The organism is Flavobacterium sp. AK-301 (assembly GCF_058310215.1).
In genome coordinates, this window is the sequence record NZ_JBZEES010000003.1 from 15,137 (window position 1) to 34,695 (window position 19,559).

General features: G+C 31.0%; 15 protein-coding genes and 1 tRNA gene. 5 read left to right on the forward strand and 11 right to left on the reverse strand.

The features are described from left to right. Positions 1 to 9: 9 nt before the first annotated feature. Genes mnmG through AC4FQX_RS05940 form a run of 3 tightly spaced genes read right to left on the reverse strand, consistent with a single transcriptional unit; the run spans position 10 to position 5,558 of the window. On the reverse strand, positions 10 to 1,887 hold the full coding sequence (mnmG, locus tag AC4FQX_RS05930) for a tRNA uridine-5-carboxymethylaminomethyl(34) synthesis enzyme MnmG (RefSeq protein ID WP_491166760.1): 1,878 nt from the start codon (positions 1,885 to 1,887) through the stop codon (positions 10 to 12). Between the two features lie 43 nt (positions 1,888 to 1,930). Then, positions 1,931 to 2,350: an rRNA maturation RNase YbeY gene (ybeY, locus tag AC4FQX_RS05935; protein WP_491166761.1), complete on the reverse strand. Its 420-nt coding sequence runs from the start codon at positions 2,348 to 2,350 to the stop codon at positions 1,931 to 1,933. Continuing rightward, complete coding sequence (locus AC4FQX_RS05940) at positions 2,343 to 5,558, reverse strand: hypothetical protein (RefSeq protein ID WP_491166762.1); 3,216 nt, start codon at positions 5,556 to 5,558, stop codon at positions 2,343 to 2,345. Before AC4FQX_RS05940 ends, ybeY begins: the two co-directional genes overlap by 8 nt. A gap of 1,244 nt (positions 5,559 to 6,802) precedes the next feature. On the opposite strand from AC4FQX_RS05940, the gene gltX reads away from it, so the two are divergent. Then, complete coding sequence (gene gltX, locus AC4FQX_RS05945) at positions 6,803 to 8,317, forward strand: glutamate--tRNA ligase (RefSeq protein WP_491166763.1); 1,515 nt, start codon at positions 6,803 to 6,805, stop codon at positions 8,315 to 8,317. A 128-nt stretch (positions 8,318 to 8,445) separates the two neighbouring features. Next, a complete protein-coding gene (locus tag AC4FQX_RS05950) occupies positions 8,446 to 9,432 on the forward strand; it encodes an SPFH domain-containing protein (RefSeq protein ID WP_491166764.1) in 987 nt (328 codons plus the stop codon). A gap of 79 nt (positions 9,433 to 9,511) precedes the next feature. Here the strand turns inward: AC4FQX_RS05950 and pafA are convergent, their stop codons facing one another. The 5 genes from pafA to AC4FQX_RS05975 form a co-directional block, all read right to left on the reverse strand. After that, on the reverse strand, positions 9,512 to 11,140 hold the full coding sequence (gene pafA / locus AC4FQX_RS05955; RefSeq protein ID WP_491166765.1) for an alkaline phosphatase PafA: 1,629 nt from the start codon (positions 11,138 to 11,140) through the stop codon (positions 9,512 to 9,514). Between the two features lie 139 nt (positions 11,141 to 11,279). Next, the gene (locus tag AC4FQX_RS05960; RefSeq protein WP_491166766.1) at positions 11,280 to 11,519 is read right to left on the reverse strand and encodes a DUF6327 family protein; all 240 of its coding nucleotides are present in this window, start codon (positions 11,517 to 11,519) and stop codon (positions 11,280 to 11,282) included. 4 nt (positions 11,520 to 11,523) lie between these two features. After that, complete coding sequence (locus AC4FQX_RS05965) at positions 11,524 to 11,874, reverse strand: phage holin family protein (RefSeq protein WP_491166767.1); 351 nt, start codon at positions 11,872 to 11,874, stop codon at positions 11,524 to 11,526. Positions 11,875 to 11,889: 15 nt separating this feature from the next. Continuing rightward, entirely contained in the window at positions 11,890 to 12,216 is a 327-nt protein-coding gene (locus AC4FQX_RS05970; protein WP_491166768.1) for a YtxH domain-containing protein, read from the reverse strand. 277 nt (positions 12,217 to 12,493) lie between these two features. Then, positions 12,494 to 14,179, reverse strand: a complete 1,686-nt coding sequence (locus AC4FQX_RS05975; protein ID WP_491166769.1) for a glutamine--tRNA ligase/YqeY domain fusion protein — start codon at positions 14,177 to 14,179, stop codon at positions 12,494 to 12,496. A gap of 326 nt (positions 14,180 to 14,505) precedes the next feature. On the opposite strand from AC4FQX_RS05975, the gene AC4FQX_RS05980 reads away from it, so the two are divergent. Further along, positions 14,506 to 15,291 (forward strand): hypothetical protein, encoded by a 786-nt coding sequence (locus AC4FQX_RS05980; protein WP_491166770.1) that lies wholly within the window; start codon positions 14,506 to 14,508, stop codon positions 15,289 to 15,291. A gap of 139 nt (positions 15,292 to 15,430) precedes the next feature. Beyond that, positions 15,431 to 15,790, forward strand: a complete 360-nt coding sequence (folB, locus tag AC4FQX_RS05985; RefSeq protein WP_491166771.1) for a dihydroneopterin aldolase — start codon at positions 15,431 to 15,433, stop codon at positions 15,788 to 15,790. A 112-nt stretch (positions 15,791 to 15,902) separates the two neighbouring features. Here folB and AC4FQX_RS05990 read toward each other — a convergent pair whose 3' ends face one another. Further along, positions 15,903 to 17,837: an LTA synthase family protein gene (locus AC4FQX_RS05990; protein ID WP_491166772.1), complete on the reverse strand. Its 1,935-nt coding sequence runs from the start codon at positions 17,835 to 17,837 to the stop codon at positions 15,903 to 15,905. Positions 17,838 to 17,975: 138 nt separating this feature from the next. Here AC4FQX_RS05990 and AC4FQX_RS05995 point away from each other — a divergent pair. Continuing rightward, a tRNA-Cys gene (locus AC4FQX_RS05995) sits at positions 17,976 to 18,046 on the forward strand. A gap of 59 nt (positions 18,047 to 18,105) precedes the next feature. Here AC4FQX_RS05995 and AC4FQX_RS06000 read toward each other — a convergent pair. Next, positions 18,106 to 18,789 (reverse strand): LysE family translocator, encoded by a 684-nt coding sequence (locus AC4FQX_RS06000; RefSeq protein WP_491166773.1) that lies wholly within the window; start codon positions 18,787 to 18,789, stop codon positions 18,106 to 18,108. Positions 18,790 to 18,866: 77 nt separating this feature from the next. Beyond that, positions 18,867 to 19,541, reverse strand: coding sequence for a head GIN domain-containing protein (locus tag AC4FQX_RS06005; RefSeq protein WP_491166774.1), 675 nt, complete (start codon positions 19,539 to 19,541; stop codon positions 18,867 to 18,869). Positions 19,542 to 19,559 lie beyond the last annotated feature (18 nt).

Below are 19,559 nucleotides of genomic sequence, written 5' to 3' on the forward strand. Positions count from 1 at the left end.
TGAAACATTTTATCTTCCCATATAAATTAATAATACTGAAACATCACTTGGAGATACTCCGCTTATTCTTGAAGCTTGTGAAATAGTAACCGGTCTGATCTTTTTAAATTTTTCTTTAGCCTCATAGGACAAAGATTTTATTTTATCATAATCGAAATTCTCAGGAATTTTAATATCCTCTAATCTATTCAGTTTATCTGCATTATTTTTCTCCTTCTCAATATAGCCTGAATATTTAACTTCAATTTCAGCTTGCTCTACTACTTCCATATCTAATTCGTTTTCTGAAATGTAATTAGCTACTTTTTCAAATTTTAAAATATCTTCAATTTCAATCTGAGGTCTTGAAAATATTTTAAACATTTTATCCGGTTGATTAATTGGAGATGAACCTTTTTCTTCTAATATAGGATTCGTTTCAGAAACTGTTACACTTGTTTCTTTAAAAAATTTTACAAACAATTCAGATTCAGTTTTCTTTTTTTCCATCTTTCTCAAGCGTTCTTCAGAAGCTAATCCTATTTCATGGGACATTGGTGTCAATCTAAAATCAGCATTATCCTGTCTAAGCAAAGTTCTGTATTCCGCTCTTGAAGTAAACATCCTATAAGGTTCCTCTGTTCCTTTTGTAATCAAATCATCAATAAGTACTCCAATATAAGCTTCGTTTCTTTTTAATATAAATGGTGCTTTATCATGTACTTTTAAATGCGCATTAATTCCTGCCATCAAACCTTGTGAAGCTGCTTCTTCATATCCGGTTGTTCCATTAATCTGACCAGCAAAATATAATCCTTCCACCAATTTTGTTTCCAGAGTATGTTTTAACTGAGTAGGCGGAAAATAATCATATTCGATTGCATAACCAGGACGAAAGAATTTTACCTTTTCAAATCCTACTACAGAACGTAATGCTTTCATTTGAATATCTTCTGGAAGAGAAGTAGAAAATCCATTTACATAAACCTCCACAGTATTCCATCCTTCCGGTTCTATAAATAACTGATGTCTTTCTTTATCTGCAAAACGATTTATTTTATCTTCAATAGACGGACAATATCTTGGTCCTATACTCTTTATTGTTCCATTAAACATTGGTGAACGATCAAAACCTTCTCTCAATATACTGTGAACTTCTAATGAAGTATATGACATCCAACATGATTTTTGAACTTCTAAAGGTTTTGTCAGATCTGAATAAGAAAATTTACCCGGAACTAAATCACCCGGTTGTTCTAACATTTTAGAATAATCTAAAGAACGCCCATCCACTCTTGGAGGCGTTCCTGTTTTCATTCTTCCGGAATCAAAGCCTAATTGTACTAAATCTTCGGTAATTCCAAATGCAGCACTTTCTCCTGCTCTTCCTCCTCCAAATTGTTTTTCACCAATATGAATTAGTCCATTCAGAAAAGTACCATTTGTAAGAACAACTGATTTTGCTTTAATCTCTATTCCTAGTGCAGTTCGTATTCCTGTTATTTTACCATTCTCTGTAAGTATACCTTTTACCATTTCCTGATAAAAATCTACATTCGGAGTACGCTCTAACATTAGTCTCCATTCTTCTGCAAAACGCATACGGTCACTCTGAACACGAGGACTCCACATTGCAGGTCCTTTTGATTTATTCAACATCTTAAACTGAATAGCAGTTCTATCCGAAATGATTCCAGAATATCCTCCCAGTGCATCAATCTCTCTTACAATTTGTCCTTTTGCAATTCCTCCCATAGCGGGGTTACAGGACATTTGTGCAATGTTTTGCAAACTCATGGTTACCAACAGAACTTTCGATCCCATATTGGCAGCAGCAGCAGCAGCTTCGGAACCGGCATGACCGGCTCCAACTACGATTACATCGTATGTGTCTTGAAATAAACTCATTGTTTCACGTGGAACATTTAATTAAAATAGTAATGAAAGATAATTATTGTTTCACGTGGAACATATTTATCTTCTCATCTTCTTTACTTCTCATCAATAGAGAATCTTCTTCTGACTTATCTTTATATCCACAATAATGTAAGATACCATGAGCCAGAACACGTTTCAATTCTTCATCAAAGGAAACCTCAAAATCCTTAGCATTATCCTCTACCCTTTCAACGGATACAAAAATATCACCATGTAATTCATTTCCTACTGAATAATCAAAACTAATAATATCAGTTAAAGTATCATGATCTAGATATTCTACATTAATAGTATGTAAATAATCATCATCACAAAAGATATAATTGATATCTCCTTCTTTCTTATTTTCTGATAAAATAACTGAAGACAACCAGTCAGTATATACTGATTCATTGTCTAATATAAAATCGGTTTCGTAATTAAAACTAATCATCCTTTTTAAAATACTGTTGAACTTTCTGATTGAAATTAGGGCGCAAAGGTAAGCTTTGTCTATTTAATATTTCTATACTGTTTAAATATTCTTGTAATTCAATCGGTAAAGTTTTGTTAAGATTATTGTATTCTTTATCATTTGTTTTAGACTGACGCTTACGATCTTCTCCCTGTTCACGCATCGCATTATCCAGTTTCAAAAGCTCATGATTTAGATTAATCATCTTCTGAATGGTTTCATTTTTAAATCCTTTGTTAAGCAGATCCTTTTCAATTTCTTTCATCTTATCCAAAGCCTGCTTTCCATTCCTTCCTAAACCTTCCTTTTCTAAAGCCTTTTGTAATGCCTCTTTTAAACGCTGTTGCTCTTTATAAATTTCAAATAAAGCCTTAGCCTCTCCTTCTCCTTTCTCACCATCTTTACCATCTTTACCTTTTCCTTCAGACTGACCATCCCCTTTTTCTTTACCTTTCTGCATTTGATCCTTCATTTTTTCACCCAGTCCCTGTTGTTTTTTAATAATATCTGGTAATTGCATTCCTTCCTTATCACCAGGTTTAGGATTCATTTGCATCTGCATCTGATCCTGCATATTACTAAGTATAGAACTTAAAAAATCAGCAAGTTTATTTGCTGATGAAGTTGTATATTGCTGATGTGATACTCCTTTTAAAATCATTGCATCTGCTAAAGTTTCAATCGATTTATCCAGATTATAATGTACATCACCCACTTCTTTAGTAATCATTTCATCAATAGAAGGATTACGTAATGACATTGCAAAAAGACTATCATCGACATGTTTAAACTGTTGTTTTAGATTTTGCTGTACTTTTAAATTCTTATTATAAGAAGGTGAACCTCTCTTCATCCCTTTAAACTGAACCATAAGATCCTCCTGAGAGAAAGAAAATGCTAAAAGATTATCCAATATCTGACGTAACATTTTTACATCTTCTTCTAATTTTTCACTTTCAGCTGCTTCCATTTCCTCTTTCATTTCCTTTCCTAACTCCTTCATTTTTTTAGCAGCACTTTTCTGCTTCGGTTTAGCAGCTTCCTTTTTATCTTCTTTTAAATTATCCAATGCTTTCTGAACATCATCTTCAATACTTTTTTCCTTATTTTTATCAGAAGAAATATCCATTGGTTTCTTTAATCCTTCATTTTCTTTTTTCAGATCTTTCAGATCTTCCTGAAGTTTATTGAATTCTTTATTAATCTCCTCCTGCTTCTGAGCCGTATTTTCCTTTTCACTATTCGATAATTCTTCCTGTTTCTTTGCTAAATTATCAAATTTATTAGCCAGTTGTTCTGCTTTTTTCTGAACATAATAACGCTTCGTCAGTTCTACTAACTGCTCTAAATTTTTAGTCTGGTTCTTACTGTTCTGCTTAAACTTTTCTATTTTATCAAATAATTCTTCTTCTTTAATCTTATTCGTCAGATCCTGCAACTCATCTAAAAGCTTATTATTTTTCTCAATTTCTTTATCTGCATTCTTTAAACGATCTTTTAATTTTTCTTTCAGTTCATCCTTTTCTTCTGATTTGAATTGATCCAGATTTTCTTCCATCTTTTTTGAAAAAGATTTCATCATTTCGTCCTGTATCTTCTGACGTTTTATAAACTCATTGATCTTTTGCTGATCCTTAAATTCAAGATTATTTTTCTCTTTCCCTAACTTTTGTAGTTTATCAAGATCATTCAACTGCTTGTCCTGCTCTTTAATAGATTGTGATAAGCTATTAATGTTATTATTTTGATCCTGTAATATTTGGTCTTCACGCTCCTCATCTGTCGCTTCGCGATGTGAAAAAATAGAAGACTTTGTACTTTTAAAATTATGAAGTGCATCATTATCAAAAACTTCAAAATAATAATCATAAGAAACACCCTGCTCTACTTTAAGATCACCTGGAAACACATAATAAAATTGGTCAAAAACAGAAGTTTTTATAGGTATTATACCTTTCATAATTACTTCAGGTCTATTCTTAGCATAATAAACTACCTGAAGTTTCGTCAATCCATAATCATCAGAAACCTGTCCTAGTACAATGTTTCTATTAAGACTCAAACTATCAGGTGCATCAGCCACCGTAATAGAAGGAAACTGATCTTTTATAATATTGATCTGATAGTTTAATTTTTCATAATTTTTTACTTCATTATTAGAAGTAAGTATTTGATAATCCGTATTTTGAAAGATATTTTTAGTAAAAGAAAAAATAGTATTCTCTTTAATAAAAGGTACATTTTTAGTATAATCAGACCATTCTACTTGTTTTGTAGCAATCGTTGCCACTTTCCATTTCACTAATGTACCTTCCGGAACAACAGCATTACCGTTTCCTCTAATAATTTCTCTTTTTTTATTCAAATATTTAGGAAAAATAAGTTCCATCTCAAAATTAGCAATAGTAGGAACTTCTACTACAGATAATTCATATTCAGGAGAATAAACTTTATTTGCTTCTAAATGAAAAACAACAGATGTAGCAGGTCTAGTAAAATGAAATTCAAAAATACCGGGCTTTGTATTCTCAAGATAATAACTTTCCTTACCAATGTAAATTATTACATTTTCAGGTATAACCTTACCTTCCGTTTTTACCTGTAATACAAAATCTTTATTTTGTTCCGTTTGCAGTTTTTTATTCAGAACAATAAATTCAAATGGAGCCGGTGGAGAAAACTGTTTATTATAATTTACTACTCTTCCAAAACTTTCAGTTATCATTCCGCTGTTACCCGATATAAGGAAAAACATAAAAAATAATATAGGTACAATTAACCAAGGTAAATATTTTATATTTCCTTTAAAATTTATAGCACTGCTAAAAGGTATCGGTTGCAAAGAATTAGCTTTCTGTTCAATAGCTTTTACTACTAATTCAGATGAATTAGTAGTACCGGAAAGTTGTAAAAAATTAGTAAGCTTATCACTTACTTCAGAAAAATGATTTCCAATAATAGCAGAAGCTTCTTTATAGTCTATCCCATTTTGTAATTTTAATAATTTGAAAAGAGGAAAAAGTATAAAACGAAATAAAAGCAATACTTCAACCAAAACAAATACCCAAAACAAAATAGTTCTTCCTAATGGAGAAAGCCATAAAAAATATTCTACAAGCAATGTAAATAAAAAATAAAGCAATCCTAAACCAATAAAGAAGATTAATCCCTTTATCAATTTATTCATATAATACTTTCTTATAAAGCTTTCCAGCTTTTCATATATCAAATTAGTCTTTTCCACTACTTACAAAATCTATTATAACGGATAAAATTACAACTAAAATTTTTAAATCGTTTTTTAAATTTTAAATGACGATTATAAACCCACTAAAATAGGAATAATTGATAGCTTCCAGTTGATAATTGATAATTCTAAAATCAGAAAAACAAAGTCCCTGAGATTTCAATAAATAAAAATAAACGGACACTACTACAAAATATTGAAGTATTCAATATAGTTGATAATTTATAATTACAGTTTATAGTTGTAAAATGTTTTTTGTAAAATGTGAAATGAGACATCTAATTTCAAAATTATATTAAAAACTGAAAACTTAATATTTTAAATAATATTCTTTCCTCATTAAGATATCGTATATCTTTTAAAAAAACATGTTAGAATAACCATATATGAAAATATCGTAAATAGTAACGTTAAAACGCATCTCTACTGGTATATCTCTTTCTTCTTGCCTCTTGATTCTTTGCTCTAAAATATCATAAAGCAATTTTGTAAACTGTAAACTGTAAACTGTAACTGAATACTTTTTTACAAGTTGTCAACATATATTAAATACAACAATAAAAAAAGAATTTTAAATTTAATTAAATGGTTGTTATTATAGCTTGTTAATAGTGGCTATAACTTTATCTATTATAGGATAGAATTGTGGTTATAGTTTGTTATGCACAGTAATTAACAATATCTTTTTACTGTAAATGCATTAGAATCAATCCTTTTTAAAAGGTTATTAACAACGGTTGATAAGCTATTTTATATTGAAATTATTAATAAGTACTCTTGTTAATTTCTGTTAATAAACTATTTTTTTATATTGATAACTATTCGAGAAAAAGTCCAAACTAAATTTGTTTAATTCAATCTGATTTTGGATTAGTGAAAATTAAGATACAATACAAAAACAGTTATGCTAATCTATCCAAAGTTATCAACAGTCTATGTTAACTCATAATTAGCTTACTGTCAAGTAATTGTAAAATTGAATTAACATTGATTCTTTTTGTTGGTTTACAAGCAGTTACAGATAAGATAGTATCAATTTACAGTATTCATCATCTCACATTTTACAAAAAACATTTCACTTCTAAAGTATTAACTGTAAACAAAATAATATCCTTTTAAATAGGTCAAATATATAGAACAATGCCACATGGAATTGTATCTTTGCACTTTATTTTTAAACTATTATGACAAAGAAAGTACGTGTGCGTTTTGCACCCAGTCCAACAGGACCATTACATATTGGTGGAGTAAGAACTGCTTTATTTAATTATTTATTTGCTAAAAAACATGGAGGTACCTTTTATATACGTATAGAAGATACAGATCAGAATCGTTATGTTGCCGGAGCAGAAAGTTATATCATGGAAGCATTGGAATGGTTAGGAATTTCTCCGGATGAAACAATAGGTAAAAATGAAAAATTCGGACCCTATCGTCAAAGTGATCGTAAACCTTTATATAAAGAATATGCAGATCAGCTGATTCATTCCGGTTGGGCATATTATGCTTTTGATACAGCGGAGGATTTAGATCAATTAAGAAAAAACGCAGAAGAACAAGGTAAAACATTTATTTATAATCATACCGTTCGTGAACAGCTTGATAATTCTCTTACTAATACTGCTGCTAAAGTAGCAGAACGTATTACAAATGGAGAAGAACATGTAATTCGTTTTAAAACTCCGGTTGGAGAAACTTTACATTTAAAAGATATAATTCGTGGTGATATTAAGTTTGAAACGGATTTACTGGATGATAAAGTATTATTTAAAGGAGATGGAATGCCAACGTATCATCTGGCAAATATAGTAGACGATCATTTAATGGAAACCTCCCACGTAATCCGTGGAGAAGAATGGTTGCCTTCCCTCCCGCTGCATGAATTGTTATACAAAGCATTTGGATGGGAAGCTCCTGAGTTTGCCCATTTACCGTTGATATTAAAACCGATTGGTAATGGTAAACTATCTAAACGTGACGGAGATAAATTAGGATTTCCCGTATTTCCATTAGATTGGATTGATCCGGTAACAGGTGAAAAATCATCAGGATACAGAGAAAAAGGATTTTTTCCGGAAGCAGTTGTTAATTTTCTTGCCTTATTAGGATGGAATGACGGAACAGAAAAAGAATTATTTTCTCTGGAAGAACTGGTACAGGGGTTTGATCTGAACAGAGTACATAAAGCAGGTGCTAAATTTGATCCGGAAAAAAATAAATGGTTCAATCATCAATATCTGATAAAACAAAATGATGTTGTATTAGCTGCTGAATTTCTACCGGTTCTTACTGAAAAAGGATTTTCTGTTTCACAGGACTATGTTTCCAGAGTAGTTTCTTTAGTAAAAGAACGTGCTTCATTTGCAAGTGATTTATGGGAATTAAGTGACTTCTTTTTTGAAGCTCCAACTTCTTATGATGAAAAAGCAGCGAAAAACTGGAAGCCGGAAACAGCCCAATTAATGGAACAGCTAATTCAGGTACTGGATCCTATTACAGATTTCAGTTCTCCTAATATAGAAACAGTTGTCAAAGAATGGTTAACAAAAAATGAAATTGGAATGGGTAAAGTAATGCAACCTTTTCGATTGAGTTTAGTAGGAGCTTTAAAAGGTCCTCATCTGTTTGATATCATTGAAATGATAGGAAAACAAGAAACAATAAAAAGAGTAAAAAATGCTGTTATTGCTTTAAAATAGAATATTTTTATAAATAATAGTATTATATATCAGTATAAAACCGGTTTTAATTCGTTAAACTGGTTTTTTTTATTGAAAAAAATAGTTGTACCTTGACAGAATAAACAAATTATTTAAATATTTAAATTATGAATATACCTTTATTTGTAATCCTGTTTTTTGGATTATTTCTTTTTCTGTCATCCTTTTTTACGGTAAAACAACAGACTACTGCTATTATAGAGCGTTTTGGAAAATTTCACAGTATCCGTCATTCCGGATTACAGTTAAAAATTCCTGTAGTAGATAAAATTGCAGGAAAAATAAATCTTAAAATTCAGCAATTGGATGTTATCATTGAAACCAAAACGAAAGACAACGTATTTGTTAAAATGAAAGTATCCGTTCAGTTCATGGTAATAAAAGATAAAGCTTATGATGCTTTTTATAGATTAGAATATGCACACGATCAGATTACTTCTTACGTTTTTGACGTAGTTCGTGCAGAAGTTCCTAAATTAAAACTGGATGATGTTTTTGAAAGAAAAGACGATGTTGCTATTGCTGTAAAACGTGAATTGAACGAAGCAATGACGACTTACGGTTATGATATTATTAATACACTGATTACAGATATTGATCCGGATATTCAGGTAAAAAATGCAATGAACAGAATTAATGCTGCCGACAGAGAGAAAACAGCGGCTGAATATGAAGCAGAAGCAAGCCGTATTCGTATTGTTGCAAAAGCAAAAGCAGAAGCAGAAAGTAAACGTTTACAAGGACAGGGTATTGCCGATCAGAGACGTGAGATTGCACGTGGTCTGGTAGAAAGTGTTGATGTACTGAATAAAGTGGGTATTAACTCTCAGGAAGCCTCTGCATTAATTGTTGTAACACAACATTATGATACATTACAGGCAATCGGAGCAGATAATAATTCTAACCTTATTTTACTTCCCAACTCTCCACAGGCAGGAAGTGATATGTTAAACAACATGGTGGCTTCGTTCACAGCTTCTAATCAAGTAGGAGAAGCAATGAAAAGAGGATCAAAAAAGAAACTAGATTCAAAAAAAGAAGAAGGTTATGATTATAAACCTCTCGATGAAGAAAATACTACTGAAGATATTTAATATCAAAATAGAAAATAAAAAAAGGGTCCGTCTAAAATGTTTTAGACGGACCCTTTTTTTATAAATATAATTTTTATTTCTAATTCAGAACTTCTGTCAAAACTTCAGCAGAAGTCGAGTTAGGAAAAGTAATACTTATTTTTTGAGAAATAGTAGGTGCTATTTCAGTAATATATGTTTTTTTATGACTAATTCCTTTAGTAATTTTCCATCCATAGAATATTCCCGGTACATGGGTATCATACGTATAACTAGAGCCATGTGTAGTTCCTTCTTTCATAAAATACATATAAGCTGGTTTTAGAAGTACATAAATTTGTCCGTTTTGAGTTTTATCATACCCTCTAAAGATCATAGAAGCATGTTCGTCCGTTGGAGAAGTATTTAGTATCTGTTCTTCAGTATAAGCTCTTTTTACAGAAGGAAAACTTTCTATATAATTTACCAGTTTTGTAATTATTTCAGATCTGTTTTTACCTGATTTTTGTATAGCTTCTTCTTTTAAATATACATTTTGGGTAGAATAGGTTTCTATGAAATCTTCTCCAAAAGTCTGAACTGAAAAATCTTTCAGTTGTTTTTCTGTTTCTCTTCCTTTTAATGAAGAGACATCATAACCTTTATCATTTAAATACAGAGGATTTTCAGCTCCTGAATGATCTGCAGTTAAGAATACTAGATAATTATCTTTACCTACTTTCTGATCCAGGAAAGAAAGTAAATCAGCAAGAGTCTGATCTAATCTCAGGTAGGTATCCTGTGTTTCCATAGAACGAGGAGAAGTGCTGTGAGACACAGCGTCTGTAGCAGAAAAGCTAATTGCTAAAAAGTCAGTATCTTCATCCTGTCCTAAATTTTCTTTTACTACTAACTCTTTTGCAAAATCAGCAACAATATCACTGGTAAAAGGAGTTGATTTTACAATTTTGAAACCATCCTTTTTATAGGCTGTTTTCAAATCATAAGGAAAAATGGCTTTTTTATCCTTGTTAAAAGACATTGTTTCATACGGATTATCATCTTTTAGACTTTCTTTGTAGAAGGATTCATCTTTATATAATTTCCAGCCCTGATTGATATATTTCATATACTTTTTATCCTTATTATAATTGGTTACCCATTGTGGGAAATCCTTTCCGTAAAAAGTACTTGAAATAAAATTACCGTTATCAGAAAGCCAATACGCTCTGTTGGCAAAATGTCCTGCCGGAAGAATAGCACCTCTGTCTTTCATACTGACACTATACACTTTTCCTCTGAAATTAGTGGCAAGTTTTAGTTCATCCGTTACCGTAGTCGCTTGTAAGTTTTTAGGCGACATTATACCTTCTTCTTCTTTATCAGGATTTCCTAATGAAGTTACATTGATATCATCTGTACAGTACATTTTTTTATTAGTACTTCTGTTAAACCATGAATTACCCATTATTCCGTGATTTACCGGAGTAGTTCCCGTATAGATAGAAGCATGTCCCGGGGCAGTATGCGTAGGTACATAATTGTAATGCATATTAGTATATACAAAACCTTCATTCATTAATTTTTTAAATCCGTTTTCGGTAAAATAAGGATTATATCGGTAAAGATATTCCATTCGCATTTGGTCTACTATTATACCGACAACCAGTTTTGGTCTTTCTACCTGCGCTTGTGAGAGTAAAGTAAAAGGTAGAAATACCGCTAAAAATGTTTTTTTAAATTTGTGCATGAGTTTAGTTTATTTATATAAGAATTTTTTTATAAAGGATAAAATTATAAAATAGGTATCATTAGATTCTTCTTTTTTTAAAATAAAAAGAGAGATGATTCATTTAGAATTATCTCTCTTTTATACACTATCTCTGTTTTTATTTAAAAAATCTTTTTAAAAGAACAGAAAGAGCAACATTTTTTATTGGACCGGATAACCTTCCTAAAAGGCTCAAAGCAGCTTTTGGAACGGCTCCCAGTAAATTTTTAGGTTCAAGACTTTCTTTAGTATCCTGAACACTTTGTACTATTTTTTGGTAACTGATTTCCTGTTCCAGTTTTAAGATTTCCAAATCCCGATCGATCTGGCTGTAGGATCTGTATTTTTGTTTTCCCATATTTTTAATCATTAAAAAAGAAGTCAGAAAATTTTTCAAGTAATGGTCCTTCAACAATCTTATCTTTAATAAAATAGATAATAATACAAATGAGAAGATAGAAAAGACCTACTATAAGAAAACCAAGTGCAAAATTACGAAGACCATATCCAATTGCCAGAGCTGCAGCAATTGAAAAGAATATCATAGCCATAGCCAACAGAACACTTAACAAAAATATTTTAAGTAGTAATGTTGTCGATTTCATGATTACTTTAAAAGACCATAATTTATAATACGAAATGGTATTATCTATATACTCTTTAGTGTGATCTTGTAAATCCTGGGCATTTTCTTTTATTTTTTCAAAAGCCATAAATTAGCTATTTTATTATTGAATTTTTGAGCTTTGTTTTTTAAGCTCATCTAACTTTTTTTCTAAAGTTAAAATAACATCTTCGGTTTTATTATCAACATTAGTTACCAAATCGTTGAAAGTAGCTTCCAGATCTTTTTTAGCTTTAGCAGCTTTTGATTTTAAAGTATCTGTTAAATCACCAAATTTATCTTTTACTTTATCTGCAGAATCATCAATACCATGTTTTATTTTTTTTCTGGTTTTTGAACCTTTATCCGGTGCGAACAAAATTCCTACGGTTGCTCCGATCGCCGCTCCTGCTAAAATTGCTAATACTGTGTTTACTGATTTATTTGACATGCTATTATAGTTTTTAGTTTATAGTATTAAAGGTACAATTTTTTATCAACAAAATAACGTTAACAACCAGTTAAAGTGTTTTGTTTTTATTTTAATAATTATTTTAAGGTATCTTATTTAATGAAATAAAAATAGAATGAACAACTAATATATTATTTTATTTTTTTAGCCTTAAAACGACTTATTTTAATCTAATTTTAATAGTTAAAACAAATGTAAAATTATTTAAAATAGATTAAATCTATAATTATTAAAAGCCTCAATAGAGGCTTTTAATTTATTTTTTATTTTCTGTTTTGGACCAGGAATCTTTTAATCCTACCGTTTTATTAAAAACCAGCTTTTCTGTAGCAGAATCATTATCGACACAGAAATAACCTAAGCGCTGAAACTGGAAACGTTCTCCCGGTTTTGCTTCTTTTAAACTTGGTTCTAAATAACCGGTAGTGATTTCTAAAGAATTTGGATTTAAAAAAGTTTTAAAATCTATTTCTTTATCACTGTCAGGATTTTCATTAGAAAATAAACGATCATAAACACGAACCTCTGCCGGAATTGCATGAGCAATAGAAACCCAATGCAAAGTTCCTTTTACTTTTCTCTGACTTGCTTCCGTTCCGCTTCCGCTTCGACTGTCCGGATCATACGTACAGTGAATTTCTGTAATATTGCCTTCAGTATCTTTTATAACACTTTCTCCTTTAATAATATAAGCATTCTTTAAACGAACTTCTTTCCCTAAAGTTAATCGAAAGAATTTGTTATTTGCTTCTTCCTTAAAGTCTTCTTTTTCAATATAGATTTCTCTGGAAAAAGGTACTTTTCTGAATCCGGCGCTTTCATCTTCCTGATTGTTTTCTGCTTCCAGCCATTCTTCCTTTCCTTCCGGATAATTCGTAATCACTACTTTTACAGGATCCAAAACCGCCATGATACGAGGCGCTGTTTTATTCAGATCTTCACGGATACAGAATTCTAGTAAAGAAACATCAATTACGTTTTCGCGTTTTGCTATTCCAATTGTTTCCGAAAATTTTCGGATAGAAGCCGGCGTATATCCTCGTCTTCTCAGACCGGAAATAGTTGGCATTCTCGGATCATCCCAGCCTTTTACAATACCTTCCTGAACGATTTGTAGCAATTTACGTTTGCTCATTACCGTATAATTTAGGTTCAGACGAGCAAATTCTCTTTGTTTTGGTCTGACTTTGTTGGTATTATAAATCTGATCCAGAAACCAGTCATATAATTCTCTGTGCATCACGAATTCCAGTGTACATACAGAGTGAGATATTTGTTCTAAATAATCACTTTCGCCATGCGTCCAGTCATACATCGGATAGATTTTCCAGTCTGTACCCGTTCTGTGGTGTGCACGGTGTAATACACGATAAATGATAGGATCACGCATCAGCATATTAGTAGATTTCATATCTATTCTAGCACGTAAAACGTGTTCTCCTTCCGGAAAATCACCGTTTTTCATTGCTTCAAATAATGCCAGATTTTCTGCTACAGAACGATTTCTGAAAGGGCTGTCCGTTCCCGGTTGTGTAGGAGTTCCCTTTTGTTTTGCCATATCCTCAGAAGACTGACTGTCTACATAAGCTTTCCCTTTATGAATCAACTCAATTGCCCAATCATATAATTGCTGAAAATAATCAGAAGCATAACATTCCTGTTCCCATTCAAAACCTAACCACTGGATATCCTGTTTAATAGCATCTACATACTCCTGTTCTTCCTTTGCAGGATTCGTATCGTCAAAACGTAAGTTTACAGGTGCATTATAGCGCAATCCTAAACCAAAATTCAGACAAATGGATTTGGCATGACCAATATGTAAGTAACCATTGGGTTCCGGAGGAAATCGAAAGCGTAACTTTTCTTTTGAAAAGCCGTTTTTGATATCTTCTTCAATGATTTGTTCAATGAAATTAAGTGATTTTTCTTCTGTTGACATGATCTTAAATTAAGGGCGTAAAGTTACCAAAAAAATAACAGCTTTAAAGTAGAAAATAAAGAACAGGAAAGAAGTCTTTTACATTTAAAAATGTTTTAGAAAAATGAAAACAATTAATAAATAAAAACAAAAAGATATTTATATAAACCAGTAGTCTAATTATATTTTTAATCTATTGGTTTTAATTATTTATAAATAATACTATTTTGTACTGTTTCTAAATTAGTCTTTTACTGTTATTTAATACCTTCTTTTTTCTGGATAAGAATAATTTTAAGTTTTATTTAAGTATTTTCGCACAAATTATTAATATTTAAATTAAAAAAATGAAAATTTTTTTATGCCTTTTTACTGTATTGACTTTAGTGTTAGGTTCCTGTTCTTCTAGTGATGATTCTTCATCAGATTTATTAGTTTCTGATTCAAAAGATGATTCTCCCTCAACTCCTTTAATTCCTTCAACTGGTGTGGTATTATTGAAAAAGATTGTTACAACTGATTCAAAAGGAAAAACAAAAACAACAAAATACGAATACAATGGAAATAAATTAGTGAGTATTGATCATGATAATGGGCCAATTTATTATACATATACAGGGGATTTAATTAGCAAAACGGAATATATGTATACTGATGGTACATTAGATCAACAGGATACATACGAATATGATGCTGATAAAAGGCTTATTACTTTTATAAGTATAAAACCAGGTTATAAAGATTACGGTTCTAAAGAAGTTTATACTTATAATACAGATGGTTCAATTTCAGTAGCAATATTTAGTGGAGATGATGAAACGCAAACGGAGGCTGAGGGAACAGAAATGATAACTTTTGTTGATGGAGAAATTACAGAAATTACTTCAACGTATGGAGTAAATATTATTTATACTTACGATACTAAAAATAATCCAATGAAAAATGTTTTAGGATTAGATAAAATTGCCTTTATTCAAGGAGAAACTGAGGGTATAGCACATAATATAATTTCCGAAAAATGGGAGGATAAAGTAACTGTTGTTTCTACATTTGAATATAATTCAGATGGATATCCTGTTAAAAGTATTGATACAGAAGAAGGAGACACCACTATCTCTGAGTATTTCTATTAGTATTTTAAAATAATATTGAAGAGCCAATACATTCCTAATAAAGAAAGTATTGGCTTTTTTTATTAAAATGAACGAGTGTTTATTTTAAAATTGATTGCGAATTATGTTATCTTAGTATCAAAATAAGAAACAAATCATTATGGGAATAATAATACTAAAAAACATTCGGACCTTTTCATATCACGGATGTTTAATAGAAGAAGGTAAGATAGGATCAAATTATTCTGTTGATCTTGAGGTAAAAACCAATTTTAAAAAATCAACCAAAACAGATGACTTATACGATACCGTAAGTTATGTTGATCTAAATAAAATAGTAGAAGAAGAAATGGCAATTCGTTCTAAATTATTGGAACACGTAGCTCAGAGAATTATTGACCGAATATTCAGAGAATTACCGGCAATTAAAAAAATTATTCTATCCGTTTCAAAACTCAATCCTCCCATTGGTGGCGATGTAGAATTAGTTACCGTTCAATTAAAAGAGAAGAGAAAATAAAAAGAGAGGTAGTTTAAAATGAAACTGCCTCTCTTTTTTATTATTAGATGATTTGACATTCAACAGAAATCTCTTTCTTCTTGATTCTTTCCTCTTTTATCTAAGTTGAATATTATTTTTTCTCCAGTAATCTGTATTTTCTTTCTTTATATAAGTAAGAAGCAGATGTAACATGTCCCAGTGCATCTTTTGCTAATTCAGGATCTAATTTTACCGGGGTTAATATAGTATCGTTTTGAATGTGAAATTGTAAAGGCTCCTTATTTGGTTGCATGATAACAACCTGATCCCCTACTCTGAATGCATTAATATCATGAAACTGCATAATGGCTCTTCCTTCTGTTGTTTCCGGAAGTTGAGAAAGATTTCTTCCCGGCATAGGAGTATTTACCTTCATACCGATCATATTAAGCAGCGTAGGCGGTATATCGATCTGACTGCTTAGTTTATCATATTTAGCTCCTTTTGGAACCGTAGGACCTATTATTAATGCAGGAATATGGAATTTATGAATAGGCACCAGATGTTTTCCGTAAGTACGCGTGTTATGATCTGCAATTACAATAAAAATAGTGTTTTTAAAGTAGTCTTCTTTTTTTGCCAGTTCAAAGAATTTCCCAATAGAGAAATCGGCATATTTCATTGCATTATTAACTGTGTTTTTTTGTTTGTCATATAATTCTATTCTTCCGTCAGGGAACTCAAAAGGTTCGTGATTAGAAGTAGAGAACATCATGGAAAAGAAAGGTTTATCCCCTTTTGCTTTGAAATAATTATTTGCTTTAACCACAAGATCTTCATCAGAATAACCCCATGTACCGTGAAAGGCAGTTTTATCTCCTTTAAAATCTTCTTCATCTACAATATCTTCAAAACCATTTCCATTGAAGAAAGAAGCCATATTATCAAAGTTTGCCATACCACCATAGATAAAACTGGTTTCATAGCCCTGTCTTTTTAAAAGATCAGCTAAGGTGAAAAATCCGGTTTGAGAATTGCTCAACTTCACTACACTTTCTGAAGGAGAAGGTAAAAATCCTGTAACGACTGCTTCTATTCCTCTAACACTTCTTGTACCGGTACAATATAAATTTGTAAACAGAAGCCCTTCTTTCGTTAGTTTGTCAAATTCAGGTGTTAACGGTAAACCACCTAAACTACCTACATACTCTGCTCCTAAACTTTCCTGTAAAAAGATCACAAGATTATAGGGTCTTTTCTGTAAGCTGTCTGGATTTTGCGTATGTAATAAAGGAAGTTCCGGATCAGTAAAGTCAGCTTCCTTAGCAGTCATATATTTTTTAACTCTTGTTATTGCTTCTTCAGGGTCCATTTTACCGTACATTTTACCGGCATCTCCTTCATTTTTCAGAGAATAAGCAGCAAAACCTACAGTATACAAAGAATTTAGGCCTAATGAATTCGTTAGCTGATCCATTGAGAAAACAGCATTACTTGCGTTAATAGGACGTTTTGAAGTTAAACTGGAACGCGCTCCAAAAAACAGAAGAAAAGCAGCAACAGGAAATAAAAGCAGTTTAGTTCTGTAAGGAGCAAAAGAAGGATAAAACAACTTTGGAGCCTTTTTAAAGGCAAAAAACAAAGCAGCAGCCAATATAACACAGGTAATAATTATAGAGGGTAAATAACTCTTAAAAAGTGTACCTGCAACTTCCTTCGGATAAATAAGATAATCTAAGAATAAACGATTCGGTCTGGTATCATACTGGTTGATAAAGTCAAGTGTTGATAATTCCATTAACAACATTAAGAACAGAAACAATATGAAATAAAAACTAAAAAACTTTTTAATGTATTGTAAAAATTTATCAGGAATTAAAAAAATTAGTACTGTGGGAAGAAAAGCTAAATAAGACAGTAAAATAATATCCATTCTTAAACCAATCGGAAAGATATACCAGTAATCAGGGGTTTCCGTTATTCTTTCTTTGAACATAAAGAAAAGAAAAATTCTGCTTAATGTGGTAATTAGTAAACCAATGGCAAAAAAATTAAAAATGGGTTTTAAAAACGTTAACTTCTTCATTTTTCTATAGATAAATTAAATATTGGTCAAATATAAACTTAATCGTTTAATCGTTTGTCTTTTTTAAACTAAAATTTACTTTCTGTTTTTCTTGTAAAATAGGAATAATTATGTAAATTTGCCATCCATTACAATGATGGCGTCGTGGCCGAGTGGCTAGGCTGGGCTCTGCAAAAGCTCCTACAGCGGTTCGAATCCGCTCGATGCCTCAAAAAAAAGCATCCGTATTATACGGATGCTTTTTTGTTTTTATGAATATATCTGAAAATTATTTTTCTTTCTCAATTTTCTTCAAAGCGGATTTTACCAGTTCTTTTTCTTTAGGGATAAATCCCTGTGAAATAAGGACAATTCCAAAGATCATTAAGATTATACTGATTACTTTTTTTACTTTTATAATATTTGAAAAAGTTAATTTACTTTTTAATTGTTTTGCCAATAGTATTTTTCCAATATCAACTATTAGATAAGTAATAATTACCGAAACAAAAAAAGTAATCATTCTTGAAGTTTCTAAATTCAGCTTAGGTCCTATTGTAATTATAATTGCTAACCAGAAGCCTAATACTCCTATGTTTATAAAATTGAGTAAAAAACCTTTAGCAAATAGACTCAGATAATTTTTTTTGATGATTTCGATTTCAGCTTCTTCTTCTATATTTTTACTTACTTTTCTTAATTTAATAAATGTTATTATACCATAAACAAGCATAATAATACCTCCAAAAATAAATAAAGCAGGTTCATCTTTTATACTTTGTATTAACCGATAGCTACTGAAATAAGCAACAGCAATAAAAAACACATCTCCAAGTATAACACCAATATCAAAGACCAGAGCAGCTCTGAATCCTTTAGTAACACTTGTTTCCAGCAGTATAAAGAATACCGGACCTATCATGAAGCTCAGTAAAAAGCCAAATGGTATTCCGGTTAGGATATCGTCAATCATTTTAAATAATAGTAATTTTCTAAATTATAAATGTAAAATATATAAGGTATTTTACAAATATAACTTAAAATAGGGAATTAATTAGCTTCTTTAATTGTTCCGCCAAGTACTGTTTTCTTATTTATTTGTTTTGGATCGCCATAAATAACAACAGTTCCCCCTGCTCTTGTTTTAGCATCTACCAGATCACTGGCATTTACATCTGCATTTCCTCCTGCATTTACACTTACCGCAGTTTGAGTTGTTTCCAGTTTTTTTCCATTAACAATACCTCCCGAAGTGACTACAATATCCTGTGTTTTTGCCTTTCCTGAAAGAGTAACAATACCTCCGGAATTAGCTCTGACATTTACTTTATTCACATTTAGATTGATATCGATCTGAGCTCCCTCTTTGGCATTTACATCAAAAGAAATGCTTTTGAAAGTATGATCGGAGCTAACCGAAGAACCTTCACTTGCTTCGATATTATCAATAGATTTAAAGTATAGTTTTGCACTTAGTTCTTCTCCTTTCAGTAATTTCTGTAAAGGCATTCTGATTTTCAGATCACCGTTTTTGTTTACTAATTCTACTTCCTGACTTCTGTCACCTGAAATTTCAATTTTATTTTCGTTGGAATGAATTAATGTTACTGAAATTCTGTCAAAAACTTTTACTTTATCAAAGTCTCCCAGATTTTTAGTAACCGTTCCCTGAGCAGAAATAAACTGTGTAGTAATTGCAAATACTACTAAAATTACTTTTTTCATAATGGTAAATATTTTTTT

What these genes read in the sequence shown, in the direction of transcription:
- AC4FQX_RS05990 (WP_491166772.1), bottom strand. Translation starts at nt 17,837, where the DNA reads ATGAAGAAGTTAACGTTTTTAAAACCCATTTTTAATTTTTTTGCCATT.
- AC4FQX_RS06000 (WP_491166773.1), bottom strand. Translation starts at nt 18,789, where the DNA reads ATGATTGACGATATCCTAACCGGAATACCATTTGGCTTTTTACTGAGC.
- AC4FQX_RS05975 (WP_491166769.1), bottom strand. Translation starts at nt 14,179, where the DNA reads ATGTCAACAGAAGAAAAATCACTTAATTTCATTGAACAAATCATTGAA.
- AC4FQX_RS05940 (WP_491166762.1), bottom strand. Translation starts at nt 5,558, where the DNA reads ATGAATAAATTGATAAAGGGATTAATCTTCTTTATTGGTTTAGGATTG.
- gltX (WP_491166763.1), top strand. Translation starts at nt 6,803, where the DNA reads ATGACAAAGAAAGTACGTGTGCGTTTTGCACCCAGTCCAACAGGACCA.
- AC4FQX_RS05950 (WP_491166764.1), top strand. Translation starts at nt 8,446, where the DNA reads ATGAATATACCTTTATTTGTAATCCTGTTTTTTGGATTATTTCTTTTT.
- AC4FQX_RS05970 (WP_491166768.1), bottom strand. Translation starts at nt 12,216, where the DNA reads ATGTCAAATAAATCAGTAAACACAGTATTAGCAATTTTAGCAGGAGCG.
- folB (WP_491166771.1), top strand. Translation starts at nt 15,431, where the DNA reads ATGGGAATAATAATACTAAAAAACATTCGGACCTTTTCATATCACGGA.
- pafA (WP_491166765.1), bottom strand. Translation starts at nt 11,140, where the DNA reads ATGCACAAATTTAAAAAAACATTTTTAGCGGTATTTCTACCTTTTACT.
- mnmG (WP_491166760.1), bottom strand. Translation starts at nt 1,887, where the DNA reads ATGAGTTTATTTCAAGACACATACGATGTAATCGTAGTTGGAGCCGGT.
- AC4FQX_RS05980 (WP_491166770.1), top strand. Translation starts at nt 14,506, where the DNA reads ATGAAAATTTTTTTATGCCTTTTTACTGTATTGACTTTAGTGTTAGGT.
- AC4FQX_RS06005 (WP_491166774.1), bottom strand. Translation starts at nt 19,541, where the DNA reads ATGAAAAAAGTAATTTTAGTAGTATTTGCAATTACTACACAGTTTATT.
- AC4FQX_RS05965 (WP_491166767.1), bottom strand. Translation starts at nt 11,874, where the DNA reads ATGGCTTTTGAAAAAATAAAAGAAAATGCCCAGGATTTACAAGATCAC.
- AC4FQX_RS05960 (WP_491166766.1), bottom strand. Translation starts at nt 11,519, where the DNA reads ATGGGAAAACAAAAATACAGATCCTACAGCCAGATCGATCGGGATTTG.
- ybeY (WP_491166761.1), bottom strand. Translation starts at nt 2,350, where the DNA reads ATGATTAGTTTTAATTACGAAACCGATTTTATATTAGACAATGAATCA.